12 protein-coding genes are annotated in these 13,583 nt (G+C 53.5%); 6 read left to right on the forward strand and 6 right to left on the reverse strand.

Annotation, left to right across the window (positions count from 1 at the left end):
• Positions 1-17: 17 nt before the first annotated feature.
• Positions 18-818 carry a vitamin B12 ABC transporter substrate-binding protein BtuF gene (gene btuF, locus ACR6JA_RS09460; RefSeq protein WP_213715217.1) on the reverse strand — a complete coding sequence of 267 codons (801 nt, stop codon included), beginning with the start codon at positions 816-818 and terminating at the stop codon, positions 18-20.
• A complete protein-coding gene (gene mtnN, locus ACR6JA_RS09465) occupies positions 811-1,509 on the reverse strand; it encodes a 5'-methylthioadenosine/S-adenosylhomocysteine nucleosidase (protein WP_039296490.1) in 699 nt (232 codons plus the stop codon). The genes btuF and mtnN overlap by 8 nt, the downstream gene beginning before the upstream one ends.
• Positions 1,510-1,603: 94 nt before the next feature.
• Here mtnN and dgt point away from each other — a divergent pair, with 94 nt between their 5' ends.
• Together dgt and degP are read left to right on the forward strand one after the other, a co-directional pair.
• The gene (gene dgt, locus ACR6JA_RS09470) at positions 1,604-3,118 is read left to right on the forward strand and encodes a dGTPase (protein WP_494493953.1); all 1,515 of its coding nucleotides are present in this window, start codon (positions 1,604-1,606) and stop codon (positions 3,116-3,118) included.
• A 142-nt stretch (positions 3,119-3,260) separates the two neighbouring features.
• A complete protein-coding gene (gene degP, locus ACR6JA_RS09475; RefSeq protein ID WP_312744158.1) occupies positions 3,261-4,703 on the forward strand; it encodes a serine endoprotease DegP in 1,443 nt (480 codons plus the stop codon).
• A gap of 57 nt (positions 4,704-4,760) precedes the next feature.
• Here the strand turns inward: degP and ACR6JA_RS09480 are convergent, their stop codons facing one another.
• The 4 genes from ACR6JA_RS09480 to map all read right to left on the reverse strand — a co-directional run bounded on the left by ACR6JA_RS09480 (position 4,761) and on the right by map (position 9,714).
• Positions 4,761-5,150 carry a DUF3461 family protein gene (locus ACR6JA_RS09480; protein WP_008456913.1) on the reverse strand — a complete coding sequence of 130 codons (390 nt, stop codon included), beginning with the start codon at positions 5,148-5,150 and terminating at the stop codon, positions 4,761-4,763.
• A gap of 110 nt (positions 5,151-5,260) precedes the next feature.
• A complete protein-coding gene (gene dapD, locus ACR6JA_RS09485; protein WP_008456915.1) occupies positions 5,261-6,085 on the reverse strand; it encodes a 2,3,4,5-tetrahydropyridine-2,6-dicarboxylate N-succinyltransferase in 825 nt (274 codons plus the stop codon).
• Positions 6,086-6,182: 97 nt separating this feature from the next.
• Entirely contained in the window at positions 6,183-8,855 is a 2,673-nt protein-coding gene (gene glnD, locus ACR6JA_RS09490; protein WP_213715221.1) for a bifunctional uridylyltransferase/uridylyl-removing protein GlnD, read from the reverse strand.
• Positions 8,856-8,919: 64 nt separating this feature from the next.
• On the reverse strand, positions 8,920-9,714 hold the full coding sequence (gene map / locus ACR6JA_RS09495; protein WP_494493954.1) for a type I methionyl aminopeptidase: 795 nt from the start codon (positions 9,712-9,714) through the stop codon (positions 8,920-8,922).
• 314 nt (positions 9,715-10,028) lie between these two features.
• Here map and rpsB point away from each other — a divergent pair, with 314 nt between their 5' ends.
• The 4 genes from rpsB to frr all read left to right on the forward strand — a co-directional run bounded on the left by rpsB (position 10,029) and on the right by frr (position 13,431).
• Positions 10,029-10,754 carry a 30S ribosomal protein S2 gene (gene rpsB, locus ACR6JA_RS09500; protein WP_008456923.1) on the forward strand — a complete coding sequence of 242 codons (726 nt, stop codon included), beginning with the start codon at positions 10,029-10,031 and terminating at the stop codon, positions 10,752-10,754.
• Between the two features lie 256 nt (positions 10,755-11,010).
• On the forward strand, positions 11,011-11,862 hold the full coding sequence (tsf, locus tag ACR6JA_RS09505; protein ID WP_008456925.1) for a translation elongation factor Ts: 852 nt from the start codon (positions 11,011-11,013) through the stop codon (positions 11,860-11,862).
• 147 nt (positions 11,863-12,009) lie between these two features.
• A complete protein-coding gene (gene pyrH, locus ACR6JA_RS09510; RefSeq protein WP_008456928.1) occupies positions 12,010-12,735 on the forward strand; it encodes a UMP kinase in 726 nt (241 codons plus the stop codon).
• Between the two features lie 138 nt (positions 12,736-12,873).
• On the forward strand, positions 12,874-13,431 hold the full coding sequence (gene frr, locus ACR6JA_RS09515; RefSeq protein WP_008456929.1) for a ribosome recycling factor: 558 nt from the start codon (positions 12,874-12,876) through the stop codon (positions 13,429-13,431).
• The last annotated feature ends 152 nt before the right edge of the window (positions 13,432-13,583 follow it).

A 13,583-nucleotide genomic window follows, 5' to 3' on the forward strand; every position in this document is an offset into this window, starting at 1 on the left:
ACCCTCAGAGCATGACGTTAAGCTTTCGCCAGCTCTTCGCAGAGCTGTTTTGCGGCGAGGATAATACGCGGGCCCGAGCGAGTAAACCAGTCATCATTGACGGCAATAACCGGAACTTTTAACTGATTACTCCAGAACTGTTGCACCGACGGAATATTGCTCGCATCACCCGAGATAATAATAGCCTGCGGCTGGCGCGTCAGAACTTGCTCGCGACTGACCTGCGGCCAGGGAACCCGGCTGTCGGCGAAAATATTGCGCCCACCACAAAGCTCAACGACTTCGTTCTGAATGGAATCTTTGCTGGTGGTAAACAGCGGCTGCTGGCTGAACTGCAGGAACACTTTTTTGCTTTGGGTATGGCCGTAGCGAGTTTTTAGCTCAGCGAACTGCCGGGACAGCGTCTCTGCCGCTTTGATTGCCTTTTCTGGTGTTGGACTGAGCGGGGCTAGTTGGCGCAGCGCGGCCTCAACGTCGGCAACGCTTTTAGGATCCAGCCAGATGACCTTAATGCCCAGCGAAACCAGTTGGTTTACCTGCCTGTCCGGGTTACCACCTCGCCACGCGAGGACTGCGTCCGGCTTGAGGGCAACGATTCGCTCGAAGTTCACACCCTGCCAGTTGGCTAACTGTTCAATCTGCTTTGCCTGAGGTGGGTAATCAGAATAGGCGCTCACCGCAATAGGAGTGATACCGGCGGCAAAGGCCAGTTCTGTATTCGCGGGAGAGAGGGAGATTACCCGAGGCGCCGCAAACAGCAGCGCCGGGAGGCAAAGGAGCAGGGCGGTCGCCCCGCGCCAAAGGATGAGCTTAGCCACGAGCCAGGTGCTGAACCAGTTTTTCCACCATCAGGGTGGATTGCTTGGCGGCAACGGCCAGGAATTCTTCGAAGCTCAGGTGGGACTGCTGATCGGCCACGTCGGAGATGGCGCGTACAACCACAAACGGCGTGTTGAAGTTATGGCAAACGTGGCCGATGGCCGTCGCTTCCATTTCTACCGCCACGGCCTGCGGGAAGTTGTGGCGAATTTTTGCCAGCGCTACGGAGCCGTTAATAAACGCGTCGCCGCTGACGATCAGGCCGCGAACCGCGTGCAGATCCAGCTCTTTAATGCAGGTTTCTGCTGCCTCAATAAGCTTTTTATCGGCAATGAAAGCTGCCGGACAGCCCGCCATCTGGCCATATTCGTAACCGAAAGCAGTGACGTCAGCATCGTGGTAACGCACTTCGTCAGATACCACGATATCACCCACTTTCAGCGTCGGCGCCAGGCCGCCTGCGGAACCGGTGTTGATGATCACGTCTGGCTTGCAGTGTTCCAGCAGCAGCGTAGCACCCATGGCCGCAGAAACTTTGCCGATGCCGGACTTCAGCAGCGCCACTTCAACGCCGTTCAGCGTCCCGGTATAAATTTCGCAACCGGCGATGCTCAGAGTGTGACGGTTTTCGATTTTGTCACGCAGCAGCGTAACTTCTTCTTCCATTGCACCAATAATGCCTGCTTTCATAGAGATACTCGCTAATGTGGTGGAACATGACTCAATTTTCGGGGCATAGTCTATCATGGCAAACAGTCTCCTTATCAACGGAACAGGAGTGGGCATGAGCGAAATAGACTTCCGCAAAAAAATTAACTGGCACCGACGCTTCCGCTCGCCCGAAGGAGAGAAGAGCGAACTTGAGATCCTGCGGATCTTCGAAAGCGATCGCGGTAGGATCATTAATTCTCCCGCAATCCGCCGCCTGCAGCAGAAAACGCAGGTCTTCCCGCTGGAGCGTAATGCTGCCGTGCGCACCCGTCTTACCCATTCGCTGGAGGTGCAGCAGGTCGGGCGCTACATTGCCAAAGAGATCCTTAGCCGCCTGAAAGAGCAGAGGGCGCTGGAGAAATATGGACTGGATGAGCTAACCGGCCCGTTTGAAAGCATAGTGGAAATGGCCTGCCTGATGCATGACATCGGCAATCCGCCGTTCGGGCATTTTGGCGAGTCGGCGATTAACGACTGGTTCCGCCAGCGCCTGCAGCCGAAAGACAGCGGCGGGCAGCCACGGAGTGACGATCGCTGCAAGGTGGATGTGCTCCGGCTACGCGAAGGCGAAGAAGGATTAAATACGTTACGCAGCAAAGTTCGCCAGGACTTGTGCCATTTTGAAGGGAATGCGCAAGGCATCCGGCTGGTGCACAGCCTGCTGCGGATGAACCTGACCTGGGCGCAGGTCGGCTGCATTCTCAAATACACCCGCCCGGCCTGGTTTGCCCAAAAGCCGCCAGCAAGCCACGCTTATTTGATGAAGAAGCCGGGCTTTTATTTGTCGGAAGAAGGATACATCGAGCGCCTGCGCAAAGAGTTGAACCTGGGCGAGTACAGCCGTTTTCCGCTAACCTGGATCATGGAGGCAGCGGACGATATTTCTTACTGCGTGGCGGATCTCGAAGATGCCGTTGAGAAACGTATTTTCAGCGTCGAGCAGCTTTACCAGCATCTGAGCGAGTCCTGGGGCGAGCAGAAGAAAGGCGATCTCTTTGAGCTGGTAGTCAAAGATGCCTGGGAGAAATCCCGCACCAACCAAATGCGCCGCAGTGCGGAAGATCAGTTCTTTATGTACCTGCGCGTCAATACGCTAAACAAACTGGCGCCGTATGCCGCCCAGCGTTTTATCGACAATTTGCCTGAGATTTATTCCGGCGAGTTCAATCATGCGCTGCTGGAGGACGACAGCCCGTATGCCCGACTGCTGGAGCTGTACAAGCAGGTGGCCGTGCGGCAGGTCTTCAGCCACCCGGATATTGAGCAACTGGAGCTGCAGGGTTATCGGGTTATCAGCGGTTTACTGGATATTTACAGTCCCTTACTCGAGCTTTCAACGAAGGACTTCACGGAGCTGGTGAGCAAGGAAAGCCTGCGTCGTCTGCCTATTGAATCAAGACTTTTCCACAAACTTTCAACTAAACATAGGCTTGCCTATGTAGAAGCGGTGAGCGCTTTGCACCCGGCAAGCCTTGATTTTTCCGTGTGGGAATACTATTTCCGTGCAAGGCTCATTCAGGATTACATCAGTGGAATGACCGATTTATATGCCTGGGATGAGTATCGACGCCTGATGGCGGTGGAGTGAGTTTTCTCGGGAGTTTTGTAAAGATAGAGAATAAATTTTTACTTTTTCCATGCACTTAAGCGCTGAACTTAGCGCGTAAACTTCACTCTGAATGGTGTACCAACACAGCAATTTTGCGTTATTTGAAAGTTGAGATGATTCCATGAAAAAAACCACGTTAGCAATGAGTGCGCTGGCTCTTAGTCTGGGTTTGGCGCTGAGTCCGATGTCTGCCTCCGCCGCTGAGACGGCCTCTTCCGCATCTGCTGCGCAGCCGCTGCCAAGCCTTGCGCCGATGCTGGAGCAGGTGATGCCTTCAGTGGTGAGTATCAACGTTGAAGGGAGCACAACGGTAAATACTCCGCGTATGGGGCGTAATTTCCAGCAATTCTTCGGTGACAATTCTCCGTTCTGCCAGGACGGTTCGCCGTTCCAAAGTTCACCGTTCTGCCAGGGCGGTGGCGCTCAGGGCGGCGGTGACGGCGGCAGCCAGCAGCAGAAATTTATGGCCCTGGGCTCTGGGGTAATTATTGATGCGGCGAAAGGCTATGTCGTGACCAACAACCACGTGGTGGATAACGCCACCGTGATTAAAGTTCAGCTAAGCGATGGCCGTAAGTTTGACGCCAAAGTGGTGGGTAAAGACCCACGCTCCGATATCGCACTGATTCAGCTGCAGGATCCTAAAAACCTGACGGCGATTAAAATTGCCGACTCCGACGCGTTGCGCGTAGGTGATTACACCGTAGCCATCGGTAACCCATATGGCCTGGGCGAAACCGTGACCTCCGGTATCGTTTCTGCGCTGGGCCGTAGCGGCCTGAACGTGGAAAACTACGAAAACTTTATCCAGACCGATGCGGCGATCAACCGCGGTAACTCCGGCGGTGCGCTGGTTAACCTGAACGGCGAGCTTATCGGTATCAACACGGCGATTCTGGCCCCGGACGGCGGCAACATCGGTATTGGCTTTGCTATCCCGAGTAACATGGTGAAAAACCTGACCGCTCAGATGGTGCAGTACGGTCAGGTTCGTCGCGGGGAGCTGGGGATTATGGGCACAGAGCTGAACTCCGAGCTGGCGAAAGCGATGAAAGTCGACGCTCAGCGTGGCGCGTTTGTCAGCCAGGTCATGCCGAACTCTTCCGCGGCTAAAGCAGGGATCAAAGCAGGTGATGTGATCACCACGCTGAACGGCAAGGCGATCAGTAGCTTTGCCGCACTGCGCGCAGAAGTTGGTTCTATGCCGGTGGGCAGCAAAATCTCGCTGGGTCTGCTGCGTGATGGCAAGCCAGTGACGGTGAGTCTGGAGCTGCAGCAAAGCACTCAGAACCAGGTTGATGCCGCCACTATCTTCACCGGTATTGAAGGTGCGGAGATGAGCAACCGCGGCGGTAAAGACCAGAAAGGCGTGCAGGTCACCAGCGTGAAGCCAAATACCCCGGCCGCGCGTATTGGCCTGAAAAAAGGTGACATTATCGTCGGCGTTAACCAGCAGGCGGTGAACAATATCGCTGAGCTGCGTAAAGTGATGGACAGTAAGCCGTCGGTGATGGCGCTGAGCATTCAGCGTGGTGATGCGCAGATTTACCTTCTGATGCAGTAATCTTCGTGTAGAGCTGAAAAGGGCCGCGTTTGCGGCCCTTTTTTATTGAGTTCTGAACTACTTGTTGCGAGTCAGTTTTTCCAGATCGGATTCAATTTCGCTGATCTTGTTGGTCACCACGGACTCGAGGTGGCGCAAATCGTCGAGGATCTTACGCTTAAGATCGACTTCGGTGCGGTCACGCTGGCAAAGCTGATCGAGTTCATCGATGACATAGCGCAGGTTGGGGCTGATCTCCTGCACTTCTTTGTAGCCTTGGCCTACGCCATCGGCCACCACGGTTTTGCGCTGGCGTGGGTATTTAAACTTCACGCTTTTGGCAAAAAACTCGCCCTTATCCTTCTGGAAATAGACTTTCAGGATATCGTTGTTGGCTTCCTGCCGGAGGCTGTAACGATCGATTTCATCAGGATTGGTAATACCCAGACTTTTTAAATTATCGTACATAAGCGGTACCCTTCAATATCAATAACCATTAGAGAGTTAACGGAAAATTCCTTTTCCGCTAGTGCCAGATGCAAAAAAGGCGGGATAGCCCGCCTTTTGGTGCAAAAAACTTAGTCGATGGTACGCAGCAGTTCGTTGATGCCCACTTTACCGCGGGTTTTGGCGTCTACTTTCTTCACGATCACCGCACAGTACAGGCTGTAAGAGCCATCTTTAGAAGGCAGGTTGCCGGAAACGACAACGGAGCCTGCTGGCACGCGGCCGTAGTGGACTTCACCGGTTTCGCGATCATAGATGCGGGTGCTTTGGCCGATGTAAACACCCATGGAGATCACGGAACCTTCTTCAACGATCACGCCTTCAACCACTTCGGAACGCGCGCCGATGAAGCAGTTGTCTTCTATGATGGTTGGGTTAGCCTGCAGTGGTTCCAGTACGCCACCGATGCCGACACCGCCGGACAGGTGAACGTTTTTACCGATCTGCGCGCAAGAGCCCACGGTTGCCCAGGTGTCGACCATGGTGCCTTCATCAACATAAGCACCGATATTGACGTAGGATGGCATCAGCACGGTGTTACGTGCGATGAACGCGCCCTGGCGTACTGCCGCCGGCGGCACAACGCGGAAACCTTCTTTCTGGAAGCGCGCTTCGTCGTAGTCGGCGAATTTCATCGGGACTTTATCGAAATAGCGGCTTTCTGCACCTTCGATAACTTTGTTGTCGTTAATGCGGAAAGAAAGCAGTACCGCCTTCTTCAGCCACTGGTGAGTGACCCACTGGCCATCAATTTTTTCAGCAACGCGCAGCGCACCGCTGTCGAGCAGGGCAATCACCTGATTTACCGCTTCGCGGGTCACGGTATCAACATTTGCCGGGGTGATCTCGGCGCGACGCTCGAAAGCGGTTTCGATTACATTTTGTAGCTGCTGCATGATGAACATTTCCTGATTGTGACTTACCTTTCAACTTTTGGGCGACAATCAACTTGACTGTCGCTTTCGGGCTAAAAAGGTAAAAAATAAAAGACCGTTATTTATCGTTTGGATTAAGGGCCGCTGTCAACCGTTGCTGCACTTCCTGCTGGAGCACATTATTAAGTGCACGCCGGTCTGCGGTGGCGATTATAAATAAATCTTCTACTCGCTCACCAATTGTCGTAATTCTCGCCCCGTAGAGCGAAATACCGAGGTCGGCGAACACTTCACCCACCCTGGCCAAAAGACCTGGCTGATCGAGCGCAATCAGCTCAAGGAACGTACGCCGGTCAGTGTGCGTTGGCAGGAAATTGACTTCGGTATCGACGGTAAAGTGGCGCAGTTTTGCCGACTGGCGACGTGGCTGCGGCGGCTGCCAGGTCGTCTGGGTGATCGCCTGTTCGAGGCTGTGGCGAATAATATTGTGTCGGTCAATGGACAGCGGGCTGCCGTCGGGCTCGAGCACGATAAAGGTGTCCATCGCCATACCGTCGCGGGTCGTGAAGATCTGCGCGTCGTGAACGCTGAGATTACGGCGGTCGAGTTCGGCGCAGACGGCGGCAAACAGATAAGGCCTGTCCGGACTCCAGATAAAGATCTCCGTGCCGCCGCGCGTTGCCTGCGGGCTCAGCAGGATCATCGGCTGGCTAAGATCGTGCTTCAGCAAATGCCGGGCATGCCACGCGATCTGGTTTGGCGTATGGCGAACAAAGTAGTTTGCCCGGCAGCGCGCCCAGATGTGATGCAGAGCTTCCTCATTAATGTTGTCCATCCGCAGCAGTGCAAGCGCCTGAAGCTGGTGGTGACGAACGCGTTCGCGCATATCCGGGCTGTTCTGCATCCCGCGGCGCAGCTGTTTCTCGGTGGCGAAGTACAGCTCACGCAGCAGGCTTTGCTTCCAACTGTTCCACAGCGTTTCGTTGGTTGCGCAGATATCCGCCACCGTCAGGCAGACCAGATAGCGCAGGCGGTTTTCGGTCTGCACCTCTTCGGCAAACTGTTTAATGACTTCAGGATCCTGAATATCACGACGCTGAGCGGTGACGGACATCAGCAGATGCTGACGCACCAGCCACGCAACCAACTGAGTTTCTCGGGAGTTCAGGCCATGAAGCTCGGCAAATTTCAGCACGTCCTGCGCGCCCAGCACGGAATGATCGCCGCCTCGCCCTTTGGCGATATCGTGGAAGAGGGCGGCGATTAAAATAAGCTCAGGATGGGAAAGGCGCGGCCAAAGATCGACGCACAGCGGGTGCTTAGAGCGAGTTTCTTCTTTCGCGAAGCTTTCCAGCTTTTGCAGGACGCGAATGGTGTGTTCATCCACGGTGTAGGCATGGAACAGGTCGAACTGCATCTGGCCGACAATATGCGACCACTGCGGCATATAGGCCCACAGCACGCTATGACGATGCATTGGCACCAGCGCACGGCTTACTGCGCCGGGGTGGCGCAGCATAACCAGAAACAGCTCGCGCGCTTCTGGGATGTAGCAGAGCGGCTGGGTCAGGTGACGGCGGGCGTGACGAAGGTGGCGCAGCGTCGTGGAGTAAATGCCGGTGATGTCGCGATTACGCACCATCATATAAAACATGCGCAGAATAGCCTGCGGCTCGCGTATAAACAGGGTTTCATCCCGCAGATCGATAAGCGTGCCGCGAAGCTGGAAGTCATCATCCAGCGGGCGCGGTTTTTCGCTGGCATCGAGCGCCAGAATGGCTTCATCGAACAGTTGCAAAAGCATCTGGTTCAATTCGCCCACGCGGCGAGTGACGCGGTAAAAGTCCTTCATCATGTGTTCGACCGGCTCGTTGCCTTCGCCGCTATAGTGCAGGCGTTGGGCTACGCTAAGCTGGCGGTCAAACAGCAGCCGGTTGTCGTAGCGATTGACTTCCAGATGCAGGGCAAAGCGAATGCGCCACAGCAAATGCTGGCATTCATCCAGCTCTTTACGCTCTGCTTCAGTCAGGAAGCCAAAGTCCACCATTTCTCCCATGGAGGTGGCGCCGAAGTGACGGCGGGCAACCCACTGCAGCGTGTGAATGTCACGCAGGCCGCCAGGACTGCTTTTGATGTCGGGTTCAAGGTTGTAGCTGGTGCCGTGATAGCGCTGGTGACGTTCGTTTTGCTCTTCGACTTTGGCGGCAAAGAATTTTGCGGACGGCCAGAAACCTTCGCTGAAAATATGTTTCTGAAGCTCAAGGAACAGGGCGACATCGCCAATTAACAAGCGAGATTCGATGAGGTTAGTGGCGACCGTCAGATCGGACAAGCCTTCCAGCAGGCACTCTTCCAGCGTACGTACGCTATGGCCCACTTCCAGCTTCACGTCCCAAAGCAGGGTCAGCAACTCGCCGATACTCTGCGCCTGGGCATCCGTTAGCCGCTTTCTGCTTAGAATCAGGAGATCGATATCCGACAGCGGGTGAAGTTCGGCGCGGCCATAGCCGCCCACGGCAACCAGCGCGGCTTCTGGAACATCGGCAAAGCCGTAGGCAATCCACAGCCGCTGCAGCAGTTGATCGATAAATTCGGTGCGGGCTTCTATAAGCCGTTCAGCGGAAACGCCGCTATCGAAGGCTTTACCCAGCCATTTTTGGAAAGTGTCTAAGTGCGACTTGATGTCTGCGCAGTTAAGTTCGGCTTCCTGCCAGCTGTTTGGATAGTCCGGCTGGCCGGCGATCTCGGGTTCGGTGGTGTTGGCAAACTGCTCTGGCAAAGCTGGACTCATTGTGCGCTACCCATAAAAAAAGCCGGCTCAGGGCCGGCTTAGATTGCTGACTGACGTCAGGGCATCATTCGTTATGCGAAATCACTGCCGGGATGGTGTCATCTTTACGCAGGGTCATAATCTCGCAGCCGTTCTCCGTCACCACAATAGTATGCTCGTATTGAGCAGACAAGCTGCGATCTTTGGTTTTCACCGTCCAGCCGTCTTTCATAGTGCGAATGCGGTAATCACCAGCGTTAACCATCGGTTCAATGGTGAAGGTCATGCCCGGCTGAAGCACTACGCCGCCGTCGTCTGCGTCATAGTGAAGTACTTGAGGTTCTTCATGGAATACGCGGCCAATGCCGTGGCCACAGTACTCACGTACGACAGAGAAACCTTCTGCTTCAACAAACTTCTGGATTGCCGCGCCGAGCGTGCGCAGGCGGATGCCCGGTTTCACCATGCGCAGCGCGAGATACAGGCTTTCCTGCGTGATGCCGCACAGGCGTTCGCCGAGAATCGTCGGCTTGCCCACGATGAACATCTTAGAGGTGTCGCCGTGGTATTCGTCTTTGATAACGGTCACGTCGATATTGACGATGTCGCCATCTTTCAGCACTTTTTCATCATCTGGAATGCCGTGGCAAACCACTTCGTTGATAGAGATACAGACGGATTTTGGGAAGCCGTGATAGCCCAGGCAAGCGGAAATAGCCTGCTGTTCATTCACGATGTAATCATTACAGATGCGATCCAGCTCGCCGGTGGTAATGCCCGGTTTAACGTGGGATTCGATCATTTCCAGCACTTCGGCAGCCAGGCGGCCAGCGACGCGCATTTTTTCGATTTCTTCAGGTGTCTTAATTGAGATAGCCATATCAGATCCGCAGATGTCGATAACGTCGACATGAAATGAGCAGGGAAGTTGCTGTAATGGTATCAGGGGGGGCGTCTCCCTGCAAAATTGAGAATCATCAAGTGCGTATCACGGCAACAACTATTGGAGTCTGGGCGCCATTTATGGTATAAAGCGCGCCGGACTTGTATTCCGATTTTTCGGGTACAGCCAAATACGCTCACTTTGTGTAAATAACACACACGTATCGACACATATTCCGGGGTGCCCTTTGGGGTCGGCAATATGGGATACGTGGAGGCATAACCCCATACTTTATATAGAGGTTTTAAAACATGGCTACTGTTTCCATGCGCGACATGCTCAAGGCTGGTGTTCACTTCGGTCACCAGACCCGTTACTGGAACCCGAAAATGAAGCCTTTCATCTTCGGCGCACGTAACAAAGTTCACATCATCAACCTTGAGAAAACTGTACCAATGTTCAACGAAGCTCTGGCTGAACTGAACAAGATTTCTTCTCGCAAAGGCAAAATCCTTTTCGTTGGTACTAAACGCGCTGCAAGCGAAGCGGTGAAAGACGCTGCTAACAGCTGCGATCAGTTCTTTGTGAACCATCGCTGGTTGGGCGGCATGCTGACTAACTGGAAAACCGTTCGTCAGTCCATCAAACGTCTGAAAGACCTGGAAACTCAGGCTCAAGACGGTACTTTCGACAAGCTGACTAAGAAAGAAGCGCTGATGCGCACTCGTGAGCTGGACAAGCTGGAAAACAGCCTGGGCGGTATCAAAGACATGGGCGGCCTGCCGGACGCACTGTTTGTTATCGATGCCGATCACGAGCACATCGCTATCAAAGAAGCAAACAACCTGGGTATCCCAGTATTTGCTATCGTTGATACCAACTCTGATCCGGACGGTGTTGATTTCGTTATCCCTGGTAACGACGATGCTATCCGTGCTGTTAGCCTGTACCTGGGCGCTGTAGCTGCAACCGTTCGTGAAGGCCGTTCTCAGGATCTGGCTTCTCAGGCGGAAGAAAGCTTCGTAGAAGCAGAATAATAAGGTTTGATGATTCCCCAAGAGATTTCGAGTTGCAGGAAGGCGGCAAACTCGAGAATTCCTGGGAGCTTACATCAGTAAGTGACCAGGATGAGCGAGTGAAGGTAACGCACCTACGGCTCGAAATATAAAGGGGAAAGCCCTTATTTAACCAGGTAGTATCTCGTTTGGTTAGGGGCCTTTTTATGGCCCCTTTTTCACTTTTAAGCCCGTCTGGCCAATGCGCCGGGCGGGCAACATCTCCGAGGATTTTAGAATGGCTGAAATTACCGCATCCCTGGTAAAAGAGCTGCGTGAGCGTACTGGCGCTGGCATGATGGATTGTAAAAAAGCGCTGACCGAAGCCAACGGCGACATTGAGCTGGCAATCGAGAATATGCGTAAATCCGGTGCGATCAAAGCGGCTAAGAAAGCAGGCAACGTTGCTGCTGACGGTGTGATCATCACTAAGATCGACGGCAACTACGGCGTGATTCTGGAAGTTAACTGCCAGACTGACTTCGTTGCTAAAGACGGCGGTTTCCAGGCATTTGCTAACAAAGTTCTGGATGCAGCAGTCGCTGGTAAAATCACCGACGTTGAAGTCCTGAAAGCGCAGTTCGAAGAAGAGCGCGTTGCACTAGTTGCTAAAATCGGCGAGAACATCAACATCCGTCGCGTTTCTTCCCTGGAAGGCGAAGTTCTGGGTTCTTACCAGCACGGCGCACGTATCGGTGTTCTGGTTGCCGCTAAAGGTGCTGATGAAGAGCTGGTTAAACAGCTGGCAATGCACATCGCTGCAAGCAAACCTGAGTTCGTTAAGCCTGAAGACGTTTCTGCAGAAGTTGTAGAGAAAGAGTACCAGGTTCAGCTGGACATCGCGATGCAGTCCGGTAAACCAAAAGAAATCGCAGAGAAAATGGTTGAAGGCCGCATGAAGAAATTCACCGGTGAAGTTTCTCTGACTGGTCAGCCGTTCGTCATGGACCCAAGCAAAACTGTTGCTCAGCTGCTGAAAGAGCACAATGCTGACGTAACTAACTTCATCCGCTTCGAAGTGGGTGAAGGTATCGAGAAAGTTGAGACTGACTTTGCAGCAGAAGTTGCTGCCATGTCCAAGCAGTCTTAATGGTTTAAAAGGAACCGCCAACCGGCGGTTCCTTTTTATCCAGCCTTACAATTTCAGAGCGCTCCCTTAGGCGAGCGGGCTGAAATGCGACAGAATGTCGCCAGAATTAACCATCCCCCATTCGTTGACTGTTCTCAGGAAAGAAACATGGCTACCAATGCAAAACCCGTCTACAAACGTATTCTGCTCAAACTGAGCGGCGAAGCTCTGCAAGGCACAGAAGGCTTTGGTATTGACGCGAGTATTCTGGACCGTATGGCTCAGGAAATTAAAGAGCTGGTGGAACTTGGCATTCAGGTCGGGGTGGTAATCGGCGGTGGCAATTTATTCCGTGGTGCAGGCCTGGCTAAAGCCGGCATGAACCGAGTCGTGGGCGACCACATGGGCATGCTGGCGACCGTAATGAATGGCCTGGCAATGCGCGATGCGCTCCACCGCGCCTATGTGAACGCCCGCCTGATGTCCGCTATTCCATTGAATGGCGTTTGTGATAACTACAGCTGGGCAGAAGCGATCAGCCTGCTGCGCGCTAACCGCGTAGTTATCCTGTCTGCCGGTACCGGTAACCCGTTCTTTACCACTGACTCTGCGGCCTGCCTGCGTGGAATCGAAATCGAAGCAGACGTGGTACTGAAAGCCACTAAAGTGGATGGCGTGTTTACCGCCGATCCGGCAAAAGATCCTGCTGCAACCATGTACGATCAGCTGACCTACAGTGAAGTGCTGGATAAAGAGCTGAAAGTGATGGATCTTGCCGCGTTCACCCTTGCTCGTGACCACAAATTGCCGATCCGCGTGTTCAACATGAACAAGCCGGGTGCGCTGCGTCGTGTGGTAATGGGTGAGAAAGAAGGCACTTTAATTACTGAATAATTTCAGTTGCCCGGTAATCAGGGTAAGATTTGGCTTTATCTACAGCCAGGAATAAACAGGGCTATACTTAGCCTGCGGCGTTGCAGCTGCAGAGAATAAGCGTGGTCTGCCTTAAACCAGTTTTCAAGGATTCGTAACGTGATTAGCGATATCAGAAAAGATGCTGAAGTGCGTATGGATAAATGCGTCGAAGCGTTTAAAAACCAAATCAGCAAAATCCGTACCGGCCGCGCTTCTCCAAGCCTGCTGGACGGCATCGTCGTAGAATACTACGGCACACCAACGCCGCTGCGCCAGCTGGCCAGCGTCACCGTTGAAGATACCCGTACTCTGAAGATCAACGTCTTCGATCGTTCTATGGGCCCGGCGGTAGAGAAAGCGATCATGGCTTCTGACCTTGGTCTGAACCCAAGCTCTGCGGGCACCGATATCCGTGTTCCACTGCCTCCGCTCACCGAAGAGCGTCGTAAAGACCTGATCAAAGTGGTACGTGGCGAAGCCGAAGGCGCACGCGTGGCTGTTCGTAACGTTCGCCGCGACGCTAACGATAAAGTTAAAGCGCTGTTGAAAGACAAAGAGATCAGTGAAGATGACGATCGCCGTTCTCAGGACGACGTTCAGAAGCTGACTGATGCTGCTATCAAGAAAGTGGATGCGGCTCTGTCTGAAAAAGAAACCGAGCTGATGCAGTTCTAATCCACAATTTCTGTGGAAAATTCGCCGCCCAGTAAGCCCTCGCGCACCGCGAAGCGTTTACGGGCGGCGTTTTGCTTTATAAAAACGTCAAGTAAAGGCGTAGACAATGGGCGTCCCGCGCCGCAAACTATTGCGCCATTAATCCTTCATTT

This window comes from Cedecea sp. B1(4) (genome assembly GCF_059414925.1).